We start from the raw sequence: 19,151 nt of genomic DNA on the forward strand, positions 1-19,151 counted from the left end.
CGCCCGACGCCAGCGCCACAACATATTGTGGGCGATTCGTGAATCGCCCCTACAAGAAACACGGCTGACCCCTTTATTGGACAGCCTCTGGAACCACGAGCACACGATTGCAGAACTTCAAATGCAGAACTTGGCCGGGTCCAGTCAACAGTGTTGTGGTTAGTTGTCGTTCGGGAGAGCGCCGGTCCGCTTCAGGCTCTGCAAGTCAACAGCGGGCTTCGGGGGAGACAGACCTGATTCTACGGGCGGTCGCCTGCGCACGACCGGCTGCGTGCGAATGGAGATCGCGCCGAGGAAGGGAATCCCGTCTTCACCCACGAGACCTGTCGTGATCCTGGTGACTTCTCGCGCAGCGAGCCAGTCGAGTCGGCGTCGCAGCATAAACGCCGCCTGTCCGGCCTCAATCTCTTTCACAGCCCTGCCCAGAGGGCTTTGTTTGCCACGTTGATACCACTCGAGCCAGGCGAACTGCGACGGCAAGCGGGTCGGCTGGGTGAACATGACGGAGATGAGGTCATAGGCAACCGTGTCCACCGGGTTGTCTCTCATTTCTAGGCACCCAACAGCTTTGTGATCGACGTCGCAGGCCGCAAACCTCCGCCCCGATTGGTCGGCCGGACCGTTGAATGCGAAGGACAGCATGTCCGGCGGCGGCATCAGGTAAAAGGCTTGCCGCGCCCTAAGGAGCGCCCTGATGTCATCACGGCTAGCGATCTTCTCATCGGTCTGGCCTATTACAATAACGTGCTCATCCAGCCTGGTGTCAGGGCATTCGGCGATGTTGTCAAGCATCTCATCAATCGGAGCGAAGCGAAGCTCTCGGCCGGAGAGGAGCACAGCGAAGATCCGAACGTATCCAACAGGGACTGGCACGCCATTCTTGACGAGTTCGGGCTTGGTTGCAACCATGGTGAGCGGCGCGTTTCCCTCGGGCAACTGACGCACTAGACTCTCAGCCAGGCTTCTGGCCTTTCCGCCCAATCTACACGGCCAGGGAAAGTCCATTGCCAGACCGAAATGGCCGGCCGCAATGAGGGCCAGCAGCATAAGGGCCGGAACGCTTGAGGCCCTGAGCCGCCCTCTTCTCCAGGCAACCAATAGTAAAGCGATTGCTAGCACAAGTCCCCCCAGCACGAACGGAACGCTCTGGCCGCCCTGCATCACGAACGCGTAGAGCGCACCGACCGCCAGTGCTATGAGTAGCCCGATTTGGAGTAAAGTGATTCTGGAGCGGGGCATCTCCTCGAACTTCTTTAGTACCAATACCAGCATAACCCCGAGTGCGACGCTGGCCGGATAGCCATACCTTATCTGCGACCCCTGGAAAAAGGCTGGCCCCAGCAGGACCAAGACCAGCAGCGCCAGGACTCGGGTTTTAGTTACTAACAGACATGATATAAGGAATAATACACAAATATCCCCAACGAGATTGTATTTGACCGGAGACCAGAGAACTGTTAGCATGTCCCGGGCGTTCCTCAGCAGGTTAAGTGTGTTTTGCTCGATCATAGTCCTAAATCCCAGCGCAAGCCTCAGCACCATATAGCCAGTAACCAGGACAGCTGAGACCGCCACCACAATCAGGCCCCTTCTTCTCGCTCCTTCTTTGGGCCTCTCGAAGGGGAGGAACCAGATAAGCACCAGCACGAGAGGCATGATCAATGCAAACTCCTTGCTGGCTATGGCAAGGACCATAGAGAGAGACAGGGCAAACAGCGCGCCAATGCCGCCTTGACGCACGTACCTGACCGAAAACAGAATAGCTGACAGGAGAAATGCGGTGCAGATGGCAGTATCATTGGCCGAGAGCCAGGCCACCGCCTCGAAGTTGAACCAAAAGACCGCAAACAGGAGCGAGGCGCACTGGGACCACACGCGGTCAAGGCCTAGCAGTCTCCGCGCAAAGACGAAAACGAGGACAGTGTTGATCAAGTGAACGAGGACCGCCACGGCGTGGTAATAATCGATTCGTGTCCCAAACAGAGCGAATTTGAGAGCCCAGACATAATCGGCAAGCGGGCGAAAGAAGGTGGATTCCTCCGCACTCAGCGATGGTCGCTCGCCCTTAAAGAAATAACCGACGAAACTCCGGCCGATCTCCTTGTGCCCATAAAAGCCGAAGTCGTCAGCAAAAAGATCGAACTCAAGAGATGGCAAATAAAGGACGGCGAGCAATCCAAGTATCAAGAACCACAACCAGGCGTGGCGAAACCTGAGGGTTCCCGTCTTGTCCAAACCCCCAAGACCTCCTTATTTGATCAACTGACCCACCGGCGCCACTTGCGGAGCGCACAAGCGAGCAATGATAGCAACTGCCGATTCCGAGTCAAGATCGCTCAGTTAAGCTGTGGTGCACGAAGCACTCGCACCTGTCGTCGAGGACGAGTTCGACGTCGCGGAGTCCGGCGTAGCATTTTGGGGAAGGACGTCAACAGAACGATTAACGCCGAGCAGAATCATGAGCACAAGATTGCAGCACTTCACATACGCAGCTTAGTCCGGGTCCAGTCAACAGTGTTGTGGTTAGTCGTCGTTCGGGAGAGCGCCGGTCCGCTTCAGGCTATCATGCAAGTCAGTCAAAGGCTTCGGGGGAGACAGACCTGATTCTGCGGGAGGTCGCCTCCGCACGACCGGCTGCTTGTGAATGGAGATCGCGCCGAGGAAGGGAAGCCCGTCTTCACCCACGAGACCTGTCGTGATCCTGGTGACTTCTCGCGCAGCCAGCCAGTCGAGTCGGCGTCGCAGCATAAACGTCGCCTGTCCGGCCTCAATCTCTTTCACAACTCTGCCCACAGGGTTTTGGTTGCCACGTTGATACCACTCGAGCCAGGCGAACTGTGACGGCAAGCGGATCGGCTGGGTGAACATGACGGAGATGAGGTCATAGGCAACCGTGTCCACCGGGTTGTCTCTCATCTCTAGGCACCCAACAGCTTTGTGATCGACATCGCAGGCCGCAAATCTCCGCCTCGATTGGTCGGGAGGACCGTTGAATGCGAAGGACAGCATGTCCGGCGGTGCCGAGTAAGAGGCTTGCCGCGCTCTAAGTAGCGACTCGACGTCACTTAAGCGAGTGATCTTCCCGGGGGCTCGGCCTATTACAACAACGTGCTCATCCAGCCTGGTGTCAGGGCACTCGGCGATGTCGTCAAGTATCTCCTCAATCGGGACGAAGCGAAGAGGCCGATCGTATCCAACAGGGACTGGCGCGCCATTCGCGAGGAGTTCAGGCTCGGCTGCAACTATGGTGAGCGGAGCGTTTCCGTGGGGCAACTGAGGGAGGAGACTTGCCGCAAGGTCCCTGGCCTTTCCGCCCAATCTACACGGCCAGGGGAAGTCCATTGCCAGACCGAAATGGCCGGCCGCAATGAGGGCCAGCAGCATAAGGGCCGGAACGCTTGAGGCCCTGAGCCGCCCTCTTCTCCAGGCAACTAATAGTAGAACGAGTGCTAACGCAACCCCTCCCAGGACAAATACGCGACTCGGGCCGTGGTGCTTCACGAACGCGTAGAACGTGCCGCCCGCCAGTGCGACGAGTAGCCCGATTTGGAGCAAAGTAATTCTGGAGCGGGGCATCTCCTCGAAAGTCTTTAGGACCAAGACCAGCATAAGCGCAAATGCGACGCTGGCCGGATAGCCATATCTCATCTCCGATCCCTGGAGAAAGACTGGACTCAGCAAGACCAAGACTAGCAGAGCCAGAACTCGGGTTCTGGCCTGAAGCACGCATAATAGAACGAAAATCGCGCCAAGCGCCCCGAGGAGACGGTATTCGACAGGAAACCACAGCAGCGTCAACAAGCCATGGGCTGTCTTTAGCAAGAAGCTGGGCGTGATCTCTAAGGTAGGGATCATGAACCCGAGAGCAAACCTCAGCGCTACGTAGCCAGCAACCAGGGCAACAGCGATCGCCAGCACGGTCAATCCCCTTCTTCTCGCGCCTTCCACAGGTTTCTCGAAGGGGAGGAACCAGGTAAGCCCTACAACGAGAGGCATGACCAACGCAAACTCCTTGCTGGCTATGGCAAGGACCATAGAGAGAGACAGGGCAAACAGGGCGCCAACTCCGCCTTGACGCATGTACCTGACTGAGAACAGGGCACTTGACAGAAGAAACGCTGTGCAGATGGCAGTGTCATTGGCCGAGAGCCAGCCCACCGCCTCGAAGTTGAACCAGAAGACCGCAAACAAAAGCGAGGCGCACTGGGACCACAGGATGTCAAGACCTAGCGCTCTCCGCGCAAAGAGAAAAACAAGCACGGTGTTGAGGAGGTGAACGAGGATCGCCACGGCGTGATAGTAGGCGATGTGCGTCCCAAACATCGCGAATTTGAGAGTCCAGACATAATCAGTGAGAGGACGAAAAAACCTGGATTCCTCTGGGGTTACCCCCGGTCTCTGTCCTCTGAAGAAGGAACTGATCAGAGTGACGCCCGGGTTCTTCTCACCGTACCCGTAGAAGACGAAGTCATCAGCGAAAAGGTCGAACTTGAGAGACGGCAAATAAAGTGCGGCGAGTAGTCCAAGTATCAAGAACCACAGCCAGACGTAGCGAAACGAGAGCGTTCCCGCCTTGTCCAAATCCCCAAGACCTCCCTATTTGATCAACTGACCCACCGGCGCCACTTGCGGAGCGCACTAGCGAGCAATGATAGCAACTGCCGATTCCGAGTCAAGGATAGTAGCCCCCCAAATCAGATAGGAGGCAGGAGGCTGCATAAGATGAACATGTTTAGCGGCTTCCACCAGGCGGTGATTTGGACCGCGCTTGGTTCGTGGGTTGCGCTCGTTGGGTGATTTTGGGGTGCGGAAGCCTGAGTCGCGAGGTGGATGTAAACGCTTTATTCAGCCATGTCGAGTATTGTGCCGAGCATCTCGTCGCTGGTCTGGATGCTCTTGACGTTCGCCTCGACACCGCGCTCGGCCAATGTCTGGTTGACCATCTCGGCCGTGAGATCGACGTTTGACATCTCCAGGCCGCCGGACCTTATCGTGCCGAGTCCGCCAGTCCCAGGAGCAGCCCAGGTAGGGCTCCCAGACTCGGTTGACTGGGCATATTTGCCGCCGCCCAACGGGCTCAAACCTGCCGAATTGGGGAATTGGTTAAGCTGGAGCCGGCCCAGCTTCTCAACCTGACCGGTCTGTGTGTTCATGCCTGTTAGCGAGCCGTCAGAGCCCACACGGACCTCGCTGATGTCGCCACCGACCTTCACGGGAGGAGAGACCCGCAGTCCGTCGGACGTGGCGAGATAACCCTCCGAATCGATGTGGAACCTACCCGCTCGCGTATAGGCAACGTTCGCATCGTCATCCATAACCTTGAAGAACCCATTCCCCTCAATCGTGAGGTCAAGCGAGCCATTCGTGGCGACGAACGCGCCCTGGCGCTGCGAGGCGCCAACACGAGTCGAGGCACTGCCAGGACCAGACGCCACGGCATCGACCTGCACAGCTTTGTAACCTGGCGTGTTGATGTTAGCGATGTTGCTGCTTGATACTCGCTGCTTGAATAGATTTGAATAGAGCCCAGAAAGGCCCGACATTATGGCGTCGAACATAGAGTCTCCCTCCCTCGAGCAAGAAAACGATCAGCCCACATGGTTCCCGTCTTGTTTCTCGGAAAGAGACTTGTCGAACTTTAGCTAGAATCTTGCGGGTTGTTTAAGGATATGCCCAAAAGATGCACCTGGCCAAGTGGCAGGCCGACGTATCAAGCAGCAAAACGCTGACAGGCAAGAGCCGCCGGAGGCTAGCCGCCGGCGATGTTAAGCTCCGTAATCAAGAGGTCTGGCGTACCAAAGCGCCCCGCACCGCTCCAGCTTATCTCGTTCCCCACTAGCGCCACATCGGACAGCATCTTGAAGAGATTGCCGGAGATTTGGAAGTCCTTCACCGGATAGGTAGGTTTGCCGCCCTGCACTAGGATGCCCTGAGCCGGGATAGAGAAGTCCCCAGTGGCGACATCTATCCCTGCAAACAGGCCGCGTATCGACGTAACTAGGACCCCGTCCCCAGCCTCCGCCAGCATGTCTTCCCGACTTGCCTCGCCCGCCAATACGTAAAGATTGCTCGTCCCCACCACCGGCGGCGATTTGTAGCCTCCGTGCCTTCTAGCGTTGCCAGTTGACGTTGTCCTGCCCTTCTTGGCTGTGTAGCAATCGTGAACGAATGCTCTAAGCTCCCCATCCTCGACGATTGCCGTTCGTTTCCGAGGCACGCCAACCGCATCGACCGGGGCAGTGCTCAATCCACCCGGAAGCACGCCATCGTCCAGAATCGTCACCTGAGACGAGGCAATCTCACTGCCCAGTTTGCCCGCAAGCATAGATTTCTTCTTCTGGACGTTATCGGCCGAGATCAACATCGCAAAGAACTGTAGAAACTCGCCCGCCGCTCGCCCATCCAGCAACACATGCATCGTGCCTGAAGGTAGCTGCTTGCCCCCAAGAAGTGCTATGGCTCTTCCAGCCGCGTCTCGGCCAATTGCCTCGCAATCCAGGCCATCGAACATGGTCGAGGCGGCTTCGGAAAGCCCAGACTCAATCAAGGAGCCGTCCAGGGCAGCCACCCAGGAGACGCCCTGGCAGGATGACGATGAATACTTAAAACCAACTCCCAAGCTGTTGTATATCGCCGCCTCAGCTACACCATCAGCATAGACGATGTAGGCGGACCGCTTGATACGCGCATCGAGCGCCCTGGCCGAACTCTCCAAGAGGAAGCCGCGCTCGATCTTCGCGTCCAGCGGAGCCGATCTGATTCGCTCGTCGAAAATCTGAAGACCGTCGGCCGACGGCCGCGTGGGCTTCGCGAAGCAGTTGAAGTCGTCCGCGGACGATGCACCCGCGCAGGCGACCGTGTCCTCGACCAGCCGCTTCAGGCTATCCGGGTCAAACCGATTGGCGCTGCCAAAACCCAGCGACAGGCCCTTCAAGACCCGCAGGCCGATCCCGGCCGCGTCACTCGCAGTCAGGTTCTCTATCGCCTGGTCCTTAACGAAGACTACTGTTGTGGAGCTTCTCTCGAGATAAACCTCTGCCTGGTCTGCGCCCTGCCTCTTGGCAAGGTCAAGGACCTGCTCACCGACGTGAGCAAGGTCAATCCGGCCTGTTCCGCCCGTCATCTTCCGCCCCCAACAACCATCTTCCGAACCCTCAGCGTTGGCACACCTGAACCTACTGGGACGCTCTGCCCCTTCCCGCATCGGCCGCCAGCATATATCTTAAGATCGTTCCCTACGGCGTCTATGTCCATCAACACGTCGGGACCGTTCCCGCTGATAGTTGCGTTCTTCAACGCAGCCCCTAGTCTGCCGTTTTCGATCACGTAACCCTCGCCAACGCCCACCACGAAGTTGCCCGACAGGACGTCAACATTCCCGCCTCGCGCGATTGTCTTTACGTAAATGCCGTTCTTGGTGCCCGCAAGTATCGCATCGGGCTCGGCTGAACCGTTCTCGACATAAGTGTTCGTCATCCTGGGGATCGGCGGGTGCTCATAGCTCTCGCAGCGGCCATTGCCTGTGCTCTGGACACCATCTATCAGCGCAGTGCGCATGTCATACATGTGATTCGTGAGGATGCCCTTCTCGATCAGAACAGTCCGCTGAGATGCGTTACCCTCATCATCGAACACAAATGACCCGCTCATGCCCCAGACATGACCATTGTCAACCAGCGTGATCAGTTCAGAGGCCACCTGCTTGCCCATCTTTCCCGCAAAGGAGCTCCCCTTCTGAATGAAATCTGCCTCGAATGAGTGCCCACACGCCTCGTGAAACAGAACGCCCGGTGTGCCCGGCGCAAATACTACGGGCATCTGGCCCTCCGGCGAGGGTTTGGCGTCGATAAGAAGCACCGCCTTCCTAACCGCCTCCTTTCCCACGTCCGCTGGCCGCCTGCCATCTTGCTTCAGCGACTCAAACCCCGAAAGAGCGCCAAACATGTGCCCGGCCGACAGAATATCGCCGTTCACACGCAAAAACGCGCGAACACCAAAGTCCACCATCGAGCGATCGTCCTGCACAATCCGCCCCTCGGAAGTCAGTATCTCCGCCCTTCTGATACGGTCGGCATACACAACGGTTACCTGATGAACTTTGGGATGCGCTTCCCGGGCCGCCGAATCAGCTTCTGTTACTGCATCAAGCTTTCGAGAGAGCTCCACACCATCAAACGGCTCTATGACCTCCTGCACCCGCTCCGCGCTAACCTCGTGAGGTGAGATACTGCTGCTCCCTCCCTTGCCCCCCTCACGCCTCAACGAGGCGCAGACTGCATCGGTTATACCGTCGATGGACTCTGCGCTCGTCCCGTCGCAGCAAGTGTGGAAGCTCTTGCCCGAAGCAATTGCATAGACCGAGACCCCGAGCCGCGATGCGCTGGAGACGTTGGTCTTCTGGTCGTCGCATAGCAGCCGCCAAGAGGCGACATCCTCCACCAGAATCTCGCACCACTGAGCGCCCGCGACCATCAGTCGCTTGATTCGCTCAAACCCGAAGTCTGGGTCTAGCAGATATTCGCTCATGATACACATACTGAGCTAATGCCCCGGCTTGGTCAACCAACTTCGTACGAGGAGTTCCCTCATTCACATTTGGTGTAGCCTTTCTGGAGGTGGGAAGAGTAATGCAAGTTGCGGGGGAGGGGGGATTCGGCTCCCGCCAGGGCCTATTGCTCAATCGAAGCACTGCCTTCAGGCCGTCCGCTATGGCGTACCGCAACTCTCTGAACGCACCGAGTGAAGTTGCCCCCAAAGCGGGATTACATCCCGTCCATCAACATCAGTCGCCAGAACATTCATGCACGAATAACCCTGCCCTGTCTTCCCCGTGCTGCCGTCCCGAACCGGGCCCAAGTGCTCCATGCTTTTAGCGTAAGGCTTCTGAATGTCCGTCTCGTCTATTACCAACAGCGTATCCTTTGAGTTATTTCTTTTCTTGTGTGAACGTCAGTCTAATATGTATCAAAGAAGAGACCTTGATTCCATTTTCCCCTCGCCACGATTCAAGCCACACAGCCAACTACCCACCAAATCATCTCCCCGTCTTGGGTAAACTCCTCTCATTTGGGGGGTTGACGCAATCTGGCGCTCTCTGATAGCTTGCGCGCTGAGGGATTGTTTTGGCCTTAACCACGTGTAGGCAATTCATGAAGCCAGTAAGGTCTAGGATTCGGAGGATATTCGCGGCAGGGCTTTTGGTCACCGGCCCGGTCTCCTTCACGTTGTTTCTTGTTTACAAGCTTGTGCAGTGGACAGATGACCTCTTGCATTTCGCACTTCCGCTCCCGCGCTTGCTGCCGCTGCCGGGACTAGGCCTCATAGTTTTGCTGGCTCTGGTATTCGTTGTCGGGCTCGTAACTACGAACATCGCCGGCCGCAAGGTGGTGGAGTTCGGCGAGCGCATCCTGGAGAGAATACCTGTCATACGCAGCATATACTCAGGTGCAAAGACGTTGGTTGAGGCGTTTACGATGCCGTCTTCTACGGCGTTCAGGCAGGTTGTCCTTATTGAGTACCCCCGCAAGGGAACTTGGGCACTCGGGTTCGTGACCAACGAGGTTGGCGTTGGTGGGCGCGGCATAGCCGGGCCGGACAAGCTCAATATCTTTGTCCCGACAGCCCCGAATCCAACTTCTGGGATGGTTATTGTGGTGGAGCGGGACGATGCGATATACCTTGACCTTTCTGTGAAGGAAGCTATTGAGTTCATCGTGTCCGGTGGCGTATTGTATCCATCGGGGAAGTTCACAGATGGTAAATCGCCCGAGCGGCGTCCATCTATGTCGTTGCCCAACATATCTGTTTTCAAGAGGGCCTCGGCTAGAATGGGTAAAAGGGAGGAACGCCGAGACCCTAGGGCTATTTGAGCCGGTTTGTGTGGTTAGCGAAAGATGAATCGATCGTTTGATAAGTCACAGCGTCCGCAGAAATGATGCGCTCTCACGAGGGAACGGCAATGCATCGCGCCAAACGAATCCTGATCATTGATGACGAAGAGGCGGTGCGCACCGTCTTAGCCAAGTTCATGTCCAGAGAAGGGTTCGAACATGACTGCGCATCCTCGGGAGACGAAGCAATCTGGCTTCTTGAGACAAACGAGTACGATTTCGTGATTACCGATCTGGTGATGCCGGGCGCTCACGGGCTTGAGCTACTTGAGAGAATAAAATCGATGAACAGCGAAGTTCCTGTCGCGATAATGACAGGATTCGGCACGTCGGACAGAACTATCGAGGCTCTCAGAGGAGGCGCAGTCGATTTCATCGAGAAGCCTCTTGATTTCGACCGTATCTCGCAGCTCCTCTCCAAGGTGTTCAAGCGGCGAAGGCGCGAGGCCGGCTATGCAGAGGCGCTTGCAATGCTTGCGAGTGGCACTTTTGTTCTGCCCAACGATGCGATAATTCTCGAATCAGCGGCGAGGATAGCGACAAAGCGCCTCGAGGGGACGCGTTTCCATGACGGGGTCTATTTAGCGCTCATAGAGTGCTTGACCAACGCAATGGAACACGGGAATCTCGAAATTGGGCAGGAGGAGAAAATCGATGCGATAAGCGCTGGTGCCCTTGACGAGCTCAAGCGCTCCCGCCTAGCCGACCCGGTGCTGGGCAATCGCGAAGTATTCCTAACAATGAAGGCCACGGATGATTCCCTGCGTTTCACCGTTCGTGACGAGGGCAAGGGTTTCGATTACCGCAACTTGCCAGACCCCACAGAAGCCGAGAACCTTTTCAACGCTAGCGGACGCGGCGTGTTGCTCGTGCAGTGCTATATGGACGAGGTCTCGTGGAATCATGCCGGCAACGAGATAACGATATTAAAAAGTCTGAACAAGCTCCACTCGACATAGGCTGGTTGCCATTGCTGAATCTGTGTTCATCACCACACACCCCATTATGAACTCTCCCTCCCCGGCTCGCTCATGAATCCTCCCAGCAGGCGGCCGGTCGATGTCGGGTTGGAGTCTTTGGTTGCGCAGCCCACACTGCTTCTGCACAAACGGGTTGGCCTCGTCTGCAATCAGGCGTCAGTAACGGGGGAACTCGTCCACTGCATCGACGCATTGCGCGAAAGCGGCTGCGACCTCAGGCTCGTCTTTGCCCCGGAGCACGGCATACACGGGGACGTCCAGGCTCAAGACCAGGTCAATGAGAGCCACCAAACACACGCCAGCCGAAAAGTGCGGAGCCTGTATGGACCACATCTCTCACCAGACGCCCAAAGCCTTGATGCGATCGACGCGCTCGTCTTTGACCTTCAGGATGTCGGAGCCCGTTACTACACGTACGTATGGACGATGCTCCTCAGCATGCGTGCGTGCGCCAAAGCTCGCATCGCGATGATTGTCCTTGATAGACCCAACCCGATAGGCGGCGTGGCCCTCGAGGGCAATCTGCTGGACCCACGTTTCGCATCATTCGTGGGAATGCACGCCATTCCCGCCCGGCACGGGATGACTGTCGCGGAGCTCGCCATGCTCTTCAACTCCCAGCTCGATATCGGATGCGACCTTCGTCCCATCAAAATGCAGGGCTGGCAACGAGACATGTTCTTCGACCAGACCGGCCTGCCGTGGGTTCTGCCTTCTCCAAACATGCCGACGCTTGACACCGCCATAGTCTATCCGGGGATGTGCCTTTTGGAAGGAACCAACATCTCCGAAGGCCGGGGAACGACAAAGCCCTTCGAGCTCTTTGGAGCAACATTCATTGACGCTTCTGCTCTTCTGCAACGGCTCGACGCGATGTCCCTTACGGGCGTCCGATTCCGGGCGTGCTCCTTCAGACCAACCTTCGACAAATTCGCCGGCCAGCTCTGTCACGGTGCTCAGATACATGTCCTCAATAGGCACACCTTCAAGCCATATCTAACTGGACTGGCGGTGATCGCCACGATTAGAGAACTCTCCCCGACCGCCTTCGCTTGGCGAAAGCCGCCTTACGAGTTTGAGACAAGGCGCCTTCCTTTCGATATGCTCACCGGAACCGACTCTATCCGCCTCGCAATCGAGGCGGGCGCTGCGCCTCAAGAGATTGAGGCTGGCTGGCAAGCCGAGTTGGACGGCTTCCGCCAGGTCAGGAGAGAGTTTCTTCTTTATTGACTCAGCCATCAGAGACCATGACGCACAATTCGCAGAACTTCACGGACACCGCTCGCGAACCCACAACTAATCGACCTTCAGTATCTCCATAAACGCTTCCTGGGGGATGGCCACGGAGCCAAGCTGCTTCATCTTCCGCTTTCCCTCCTTCTGCTTCTCCAGCAGCTTGCGCTTGCGGGTAATGTCCCCGCCATAGCACTTCGCGGTTACGTTCTTCCTAAGAGGCGCAACGCGCTCTCTGGAGATGATCTTACTCCCAATCGCGGCCTGGATAACGACCTCGAACAGCTGCCGTGGAATCTGCTTCCTTATGCGCCGGACGAGCTCGACGCCCCGACGATAGGAGTTCCGCTTGTGTGTCATGAATGACAGCGCGTCAACTGGCAGAGCGTTGATCAGGATATCGACCTTGACGATGTCTGACGCTCTGCGCGAGATGTGCTCGTAGTCGTAGGATGCGTAGCCCTTCGAGACGGACTTGAGCTTGTCATAAAAGTCGAAGAGCGTCTCGTTGAATGGAAGCTCGTAAACCAACATCACCTTGCCCGCTCCGACATATTCCATCGATTTCTGCGTGCCTCGCCTATCGGTCAAAAGCTTCAGGATGCCGCCGATGAACTCATCTGGGACGATGATGGTGCAGCGGACGAACGGTTCGTTGATATGATCGATCTTCTGCGTGGGCGGCATGGCATTTGGACTGTCCACCAAGATGCTAGTGCCGTCTCCCAAAACAGCCTCGTAAACAACGTTTGGGGCCGTCGAAAGCAGCTGGAGGCCAAACTCTCGCTCCAGCCTCTCGCGCACTATCTCCATGTGAAGAGTGCCCAAGAAGCCGCAGCGGAACCCAAGTCCTAGCGCGGTTGAGCTCTCCGGCTCGTAGCTGAACGCCGGATCGTTCAGCGAGAGCTTCTCCAACGCCACCTGTAGGTTCTCAAACTGCTGGGTCGAGAGCGGGAAAAGTCCAGAAAAAACAACCTGCTTCACGGGAACGTAGCCCGGCAGCGGCTTGGATGCCGGCCTTGCCGCCAAGGTGATCGTGTCGCCCAAGACACTGTCGCCCACTTCCTTGATGTTGGCCAAGACGAATCCGACATCTCCGGCACGAAGCGTCTCCGCTGTCGTTGCTTTCGGCGAGAACCAGCCCAGCTGCTGGACCTCGAACGTATTGCCAGTTGACATGAAGCTGATTCTCTGGCCGACCGAGACCGCACCGTCCACAACCCTTATGATAGCCACCACACCGTGATACTGCTCGTAGAAAGAATCGAACACGAGCGCCCTGAATGGCGCCTCGAGCTCCCCTTTCGGAGGTGGGATGTGCTTGATTATTGCCTCAAACAAGGCCTCCACGCCCTCGCCAGTCTTGGCGCTCACGGGCACGCAGAGCCCTGGCTCAAGGCCAAGAACGTCTGCGATCTGCCGCCTTGTCTCCTCAACATCAGCACTTGGCAGGTCGATCTTGTTGATCACGGGAATTATCTGCAAGTCATTCTCAAGCGCTAGATACAGGTTCGCAACCGTCTGCGCCTCAACACCCTGGGCGGCATCGACGACCAGTATCGCCCCGTCGCAAGCAGCGAGGCTGCGTGAGACCTCGTATGTGAAGTCAACGTGCCCAGGCGTGTCAATAAGGTTGAAAACGTAGTCCAGCCCAGAGCAAGACTTGTAGTTCAGCCGAACCGTCTGAGCCTTGATCGTGATGCCTCGCTCCCGCTCCAAATCCATGGAGTCAAGCACCTGCGCGGCCATCTCGCGCGCAGGAAGCGCCCCTGTCAGCTCGATGAACCTGTCCGAAAGCGTGGATTTGCCGTGATCGATATGTGCGATTATCGAGAAGTTGCGGATTCTGTCTCTCTCATAAGCGCCCGCAGCCGGTAGGCAAGAACGCTTCGGCTGAGGCTCAACCATTCAGGCAGTCCATTGCATACCGGGCCGCGCCCATGCTTCCGGCCTTGTCGCCAAGTGCAGACCGTCCGACGGAGATTCTGCCTGCCCGAGCACATATAGAGCGCCGGTTAGCCTCATCTTGTGCTGCACTTGAAATGTCGAATCTCATGTTCACCATACGTCCACCTAAGAGCACCGTCCGAATCCCCACGAGGTCCGCAAGCGCCGCGATCGCTATGCCTAGATACCTGGCGGCATCTGACAGGAGCCTAATTGCCACGGCATCGCCGCGCGACGCGGCCAGATCGATGAGCTGCGGCGTTAGGCCCTCGCCATCGTCAGTCATGTCCCACATAATCGACTTGTCCCCACTGGCCTTGAACGACAAGGCCCTCGCAAGCAGCCCGCCCGCCGAGCAATACGCCTCGAGGCATCCCCTATCACCACAGGCGCACGGCGCACCATCGGGCTGAACAACCAAATGCCCCATCTCCGCAGCAAATCCCGTGCCGCCCCAAAACGGCAAACCGCCCACTATCAGGCCCGAACCGAGGCCAGTTCCGAGCGTAAGAAGGGCGAAATCCTCCAATTCCCTCCCGGCGCCGAGCCATTTCTCACCTATCGCTGCAACATTCACGTCGTTGGCCAGAAACACGCTAAGACCGAGCCGCTCTCTCAGAATCCCGGCGAGGGCCACGTCGCGAAACATCGGCAGATTCGGCGAATAGCAGACTACGCCGTGCTCGAAGTCAATCAGTCCCGGGAAGCCAACCCCGGCGGCCTCCACCGGCGCGGCCGCATCCGAACGCAGCTTCCTCGCCATCTCGACAATGGCAGAAACAAGCGAATCAACTGAATCGCGAGGCGTTTTGCCCTCAATGAAGGACAGGACCTCGCCCCGGTCATCCGCCGCTACCCCACGGACGTTCGTCCCGCCCACGTCGATGCCAAGAACCCGCATCACTGGCACGCGGCAGCTATTTTATGAATATCCAGATGAGTACGTAGAATATCGCCGAAAGCGTTACCGCAATCAGGAGCGTAACCTTGTGGTATTCCCAGCCGTAGCTCTCCTCCTCCGGCTCCCTTTGGTCAACCTGCTCCTCCGGCTCGGCCACAACCTCACGCGTTTTTCTAGTCTTTTTAGCCAATCCTTACCCCTTCTCCACTAGGCAACCTATGCCTCTAAACTCTTCGCCAACTCTATGATCCTGCTACTCGAAACATCATCAACTAGCTCGATACGCTCCACGCGTCCACCGTGCGCCTCAACTACATCTCGGCCGACTATCTGCTCAAGACGCCAGTCTGCTCCCTTCACCAAAATATCGGGCAGCAATGAAGAGATCACCCGCAACGGGTCATCGTCGTCGAAAACGAAAACATAATCGACAAACCAGAAGCCAGCAAGAAGCTCTACCCGCTCATTCTCCCGCACTACCGGGCGACCGGCGCCCTTAATGCGCCTCACCGAATCGTCGGAATTGACGCCTACGACGAGCACATCCCCAAGAGCTCTCGCAGCCGCCAGATATCGAACGTGCCCGTTGTGCAGAAGGTCGAAACAGCCATTCGTAAAAACAACTGTCCTGCCCTTCCGCCTCAGCCTCGCGACCTGCGGCAGCATCTGTTCAAACGTCTTGATCTTCGCACAAGTTCCACCCATCACGTAGTCCTCCGCACACCACGAGCGAAAGCAACACGCTCAGCCAGAGTTTGCGTCAAGCCACTCCCGCAGACGGCCCAGAATCGCGAGGTCGCGCGCGACAGCGCTCGCCATCGCCGCCTCGCGTTCAGCCTTCTTTCTGGCTTCGCGTTCAGCTTTCTCTCTAGCGAGTCGTTCAATCTTCTCCCTCGCCTGCTGCTCCTCGCGCTCTTTGGACTCCCGCTCAGCCCGCTCCTTAGCTTCGCGTTCAGCTTTCTCTCTAGCGAGTCGTTCAATCTTCTCCCTCGCCTGCTGCTCCTCGCGCTCTTTGGACTCCCGTTCGGCTCGCTCCTTAGCTTCCCGCTCAGCTTTCTCCTGTGCCTCACGTTGGGCCTTCTGCTCAGCGGGGAAGAAAGTCTCCGCCTTGCCCGCCTCCGTCTTCTCCAGAGAAGACTGAGCTAGGGCGCGGATTTCTCTGCACTCCTCGCAGCTAGGGTCCACGCTCAGAATCCGATCTACTATTCTGATCGCCTCTGGGAAGTGCCCCTGGTCCATGTAGAGCCTGGCAAGGCTTATGGTCGGCAAACCAACGAAACTGCTGTCGCCCCGAGGAGCCTCCTTCTTCTTGCCCGTGCTCACGAGCCGCTCAAGCCGCTCTATCTGCCCCTTCACCTCTTGTCCCACAAGGCGAAATCGAAGAATGCTCCTATACGTCTCAAGCGCCTTTGCAAGGTCCCCTGATTGCTCATAAGACTCCGCGAGGCGCCTCGCGGCGAGCAGGTTGTCCCTGTCCTGTGAGAGCACGGGTTCGAGCAGGTCCCTTGCCGCTTTGGGTTGGCCAAGTTCGTTCAGAATGTGTGCTAGCGCCACCTTCACGGACGAGAGTTCTGGAAAGCGCTCGGATGCCTCGCGCAGGACTTCTTCTGCGCTTTTGAGGTCCTCTGCCATCTCATGCAGCCTGGCAAGCGACAGGTAATACTGGAGCCGCTTCTCCTTGCCGAGTCGCTTTCGGTATCTTTGAATATCCCTCTGAATCGCTCGCTTCTTGACGGCCAACACCAATCACCTCATTCGATAACTTCCCAACTCGCGAAGATACTGCCAAATCGCCTCTTGACTGTCAATTCGCATTCAGGACGAGCCCGTTTACGCAATCTCCCCGACCTGTGCTAAACTCCCCCCAAGATGCAGAACGACAGCAAGGTTGAGACATTCTGCCAACTTGGATTCGTCGCGGCCCTCTCGTTTATGCTGCTGGTCTCGCCGCTCGCGAGGGTCCAGAATGACCCGCTAGGCCTAATCAAGTGGTTCGTAACCTGCCTGGGTGCATTCGCCATGCTCGCCTTCCTGGTCTCGGCGTGGGCCTTCGCGGGACGCATCCGCATCTACTCCTCCCCGTTCCTGCTCCCCATTCTACTTATGGTCTGCCTCTCGGCAATCTCGCTCGTCTGGACTGCGCCTCGTTTCCAGAGCGCCATCAGGATGCGCCGCATCCTGCTCTCCTGGGCTCCTTTCTTCCTCTGCTTGCTTGCCCCAATCTCACAACGGATGAGGCGCATTGTGGCACTATCTCTCGTGCTGGGCGTCTCGATCTGCTCAACAATCGGCGTCAGTCAATACTCCGGCCTCTTTCACACATCGTGGACCAAACTGCCCTGGGAGCACGAGCTGGGCAGGCGCGTCTTCTCAACTATGTGGAATCCCAACTTCCTCGCCGGCCTTCTGATACTCACCCTGCCACTCATTTTGGCGATCGCCAGAACGTCAACGAGGCGATTGTGTAGGATCGCGCTCATCGCGCTTTACTACCTCAACTTCTTGTGCCTGCTTTTCACGAACTCATGGGGTGGCTGGGCCGGCTACGTCGCCTCGCTGATATTCCTCTTCGTCGCTGGAAGGAGGGCCAATCGGCGCTCGCCGGAGAAGCCCGTGCCTAAAGGCCGTCTCAATGAGAGCGACGCAGGGCTGGCGCCAAGCAGGGGTTGGGCGTATGCGAGGCTCGTCCTCATCGTGCTGTGCGTCGCGACCGCGGCTACCTTCTTCGCATCAAAGGGAAAGACCGTAGCCGGAACGACAGTCGGCGCCTCCGAGCGGGCCAAGATGTGGAACAGCACAATGATGCTCATCAAACGCCACCCAGCAGGCCTCGGCGTCGGCAACTTCGCCGTCTTCGAGAACAAGTTCGAGCACGAGTTCATAGAACCCACTCAGGCGACGCCCTCGGCCTATTACAAGGACAGGGACAGCTTGCTGCACAACTCGCTTTATTGCCATAACGAGTTCCTTGAGACGGCCCTTGAAACCGGCATTTTCGGCCTGGTCTTGCTCTTCTGGCTAATGCTAACCGTCGGCCGCCTGCCGTTCGCAAGGGGCAAGGCTCGAGCGAAAACGCAGAACCGGCACGAATCCCGCCTCGTGGACGGCGGCCCCATGATCTACGCCGTTGCCGCCGGGGCAACAGCCGTCTTCGTGCAGAGCATCGTCAGCTACCCCTTCAGAGTGCCAACCACCGTTACGTTTATCGCCGTTCTTCTCGGCCTCTTCGCGCCTCGTTCAAAATGGCTCGATCTCGAGTTTCGCGCTCCCAGAGCGCTCAAGTTCATCGTGCTGGGCGCCGCCGTAATCGGCGCGACCCTCGCTTGCCTACACTGCTACCGACCGCTTGAAGCTGAGGCGCACTACGTCAAGGGGATGGAGTATCTGCTCTCGAAAAGGGATTATGCCGCGGCTAGTGCCGAATACAGGCAAGCCATCGCCCTCGGCCTGCCTCGCTACGACATCTACTTCCGGCTCGGTGAGGCGCAGCTCAAGATGGGACAGAACGAGCGTGCCCTTGAGACATATCGCCGCGCTCTTGAGGTCCAGCCCTACCACGAGTATTCATACTTCGGCATCGCAGAGGCGCTGAGGGGGCTTGGGCGAACTGATGACGCCATCACCAACTACCAGAAGGCGATCGAATATGAGCCGAGGTTCCTCGACGCCTATCTGGAATTGGCGAGGCTCTATCGGTCAAGGGGCGAGCCCAAGAAGGCTGTCGAGACGCTCGATTCAGGGCTGAAGCACTTCCCCAAGGCACGGGAGATGATGCTGGATGGGGCCATCGCGTCAATCGAGCTCGGGAACATCACAAGGGCAGAGAGGAACTTGAAGGACTTGCTAGCGGGCAATCCCAACGACGCCGTGGTTCTCTACAACCTCGGCATTCTCCAGCACGCCCAAGACAACAACGCCGCAGACACGCCATCGGCGCTGGCGGCACGTATGATCGACTCACAATCGGCCAAATGGCTTCTCACTGTTGCCAAGATGGGCGCCATCTTCGTCCAAAAAGGGAAGTTCGCCGCGGCGAGGCGGGAGTTCGAGGCGATCCTTAATCGCTTCCCCGACTACCCGCCGGCGATCTCGAACATTGGCACAGCCTACTTTCTCGCTGGCGACGCCACCCGCGCTGAGGCCTTTTTATTGCGCGCGGTCCAGCTTGCGCCAAACCATGCCTCGTATCGCGCAGCGTTG

The 19,151-nt window shown here is 57.5% G+C and carries 14 protein-coding genes; 4 read left to right on the forward strand and 10 right to left on the reverse strand.

What is annotated here, in order from left to right:
• Positions 1–159 precede the first annotated feature (159 nt).
• From VM163_13895 to VM163_13915, 5 genes are all read right to left on the reverse strand, one after another.
• The gene (locus tag VM163_13895) at positions 160–2,235 is read right to left on the reverse strand and encodes a glycosyltransferase family 39 protein (GenBank protein HUT04973.1); all 2,076 of its coding nucleotides are present in this window, start codon (positions 2,233–2,235) and stop codon (positions 160–162) included.
• 288 nt (positions 2,236–2,523) lie between these two features.
• Complete coding sequence (locus tag VM163_13900) at positions 2,524–4,581, reverse strand: hypothetical protein (protein HUT04974.1); 2,058 nt, start codon at positions 4,579–4,581, stop codon at positions 2,524–2,526.
• A gap of 260 nt (positions 4,582–4,841) precedes the next feature.
• Entirely contained in the window at positions 4,842–5,558 is a 717-nt protein-coding gene (locus tag VM163_13905; GenBank protein ID HUT04975.1) for a flagellar hook basal-body protein, read from the reverse strand.
• Positions 5,559–5,749: 191 nt separating this feature from the next.
• Positions 5,750–7,123: a TldD/PmbA family protein gene (locus VM163_13910; GenBank protein HUT04976.1), complete on the reverse strand. Its 1,374-nt coding sequence runs from the start codon at positions 7,121–7,123 to the stop codon at positions 5,750–5,752.
• The gene (locus VM163_13915) at positions 7,120–8,526 is read right to left on the reverse strand and encodes a TldD/PmbA family protein (protein ID HUT04977.1); all 1,407 of its coding nucleotides are present in this window, start codon (positions 8,524–8,526) and stop codon (positions 7,120–7,122) included. Before VM163_13915 ends, VM163_13910 begins: the two co-directional genes overlap by 4 nt.
• Positions 8,527–9,149: 623 nt before the next feature.
• Here VM163_13915 and VM163_13920 point away from each other — a divergent pair.
• The 3 genes from VM163_13920 (at position 9,150) to VM163_13930 (ending at position 12,100) form a co-directional block, all read left to right on the forward strand.
• Complete coding sequence (locus VM163_13920; GenBank protein HUT04978.1) at positions 9,150–9,869, forward strand: DUF502 domain-containing protein; 720 nt, start codon at positions 9,150–9,152, stop codon at positions 9,867–9,869.
• A gap of 89 nt (positions 9,870–9,958) precedes the next feature.
• The gene (locus VM163_13925) at positions 9,959–10,849 is read left to right on the forward strand and encodes a response regulator (protein HUT04979.1); all 891 of its coding nucleotides are present in this window, start codon (positions 9,959–9,961) and stop codon (positions 10,847–10,849) included.
• A 108-nt stretch (positions 10,850–10,957) separates the two neighbouring features.
• On the forward strand, positions 10,958–12,100 hold the full coding sequence (locus VM163_13930) for a DUF1343 domain-containing protein (GenBank protein HUT04980.1): 1,143 nt from the start codon (positions 10,958–10,960) through the stop codon (positions 12,098–12,100).
• Between the two features lie 66 nt (positions 12,101–12,166).
• Here VM163_13930 and lepA read toward each other — a convergent pair whose 3' ends face one another.
• From lepA to VM163_13955, 5 genes are read right to left on the reverse strand one after another with little or no spacing between them, the layout of a single operon-like run.
• Positions 12,167–14,011: a translation elongation factor 4 gene (lepA, locus tag VM163_13935; GenBank protein HUT04981.1), complete on the reverse strand. Its 1,845-nt coding sequence runs from the start codon at positions 14,009–14,011 to the stop codon at positions 12,167–12,169.
• On the reverse strand, positions 14,004–14,951 hold the full coding sequence (locus VM163_13940) for an ROK family protein (GenBank protein ID HUT04982.1): 948 nt from the start codon (positions 14,949–14,951) through the stop codon (positions 14,004–14,006). The genes lepA and VM163_13940 overlap by 8 nt, the downstream gene beginning before the upstream one ends.
• A 16-nt stretch (positions 14,952–14,967) precedes the next feature.
• Positions 14,968–15,141 (reverse strand): hypothetical protein, encoded by a 174-nt coding sequence (locus VM163_13945; GenBank protein HUT04983.1) that lies wholly within the window; start codon positions 15,139–15,141, stop codon positions 14,968–14,970.
• Between the two features lie 26 nt (positions 15,142–15,167).
• Positions 15,168–15,656 carry a D-glycero-beta-D-manno-heptose 1-phosphate adenylyltransferase gene (gene rfaE2 / locus VM163_13950; GenBank protein ID HUT04984.1) on the reverse strand — a complete coding sequence of 163 codons (489 nt, stop codon included), beginning with the start codon at positions 15,654–15,656 and terminating at the stop codon, positions 15,168–15,170.
• Positions 15,657–15,695: 39 nt separating this feature from the next.
• Entirely contained in the window at positions 15,696–16,694 is a 999-nt protein-coding gene (locus VM163_13955; protein ID HUT04985.1) for a tetratricopeptide repeat protein, read from the reverse strand.
• Positions 16,695–16,820: 126 nt separating this feature from the next.
• Between VM163_13955 and VM163_13960 the strand changes: the two genes are divergently transcribed.
• A partial coding sequence (locus tag VM163_13960; GenBank protein HUT04986.1) for a tetratricopeptide repeat protein occupies positions 16,821–19,151 on the forward strand: 2,331 nt, incomplete at its 3' end.

This window comes from bacterium, from assembly GCA_035527515.1.
In the GTDB taxonomy this organism is placed as follows: domain Bacteria; phylum B130-G9; class B130-G9; order B130-G9; family B130-G9; genus B130-G9.

Coding starts and splice junctions, on each gene's coding strand:
- VM163_13915 (HUT04977.1), bottom strand. CDS start 8,526: ATGAGCGAATATCTGCTAGACCCAGACTTCGGGTTTGAGCGAATCAAG.
- lepA (HUT04981.1), bottom strand. CDS start 14,011: ATGGTTGAGCCTCAGCCGAAGCGTTCTTGCCTACCGGCTGCGGGCGCT.
- VM163_13920 (HUT04978.1), top strand. CDS start 9,150: ATGAAGCCAGTAAGGTCTAGGATTCGGAGGATATTCGCGGCAGGGCTT.
- VM163_13905 (HUT04975.1), bottom strand. CDS start 5,558: ATGTTCGACGCCATAATGTCGGGCCTTTCTGGGCTCTATTCAAATCTA.
- rfaE2 (HUT04984.1), bottom strand. CDS start 15,656: ATGGGTGGAACTTGTGCGAAGATCAAGACGTTTGAACAGATGCTGCCG.
- VM163_13925 (HUT04979.1), top strand. CDS start 9,959: ATGCATCGCGCCAAACGAATCCTGATCATTGATGACGAAGAGGCGGTG.
- VM163_13940 (HUT04982.1), bottom strand. CDS start 14,951: ATGCGGGTTCTTGGCATCGACGTGGGCGGGACGAACGTCCGTGGGGTA.
- VM163_13910 (HUT04976.1), bottom strand. CDS start 7,123: ATGACGGGCGGAACAGGCCGGATTGACCTTGCTCACGTCGGTGAGCAG.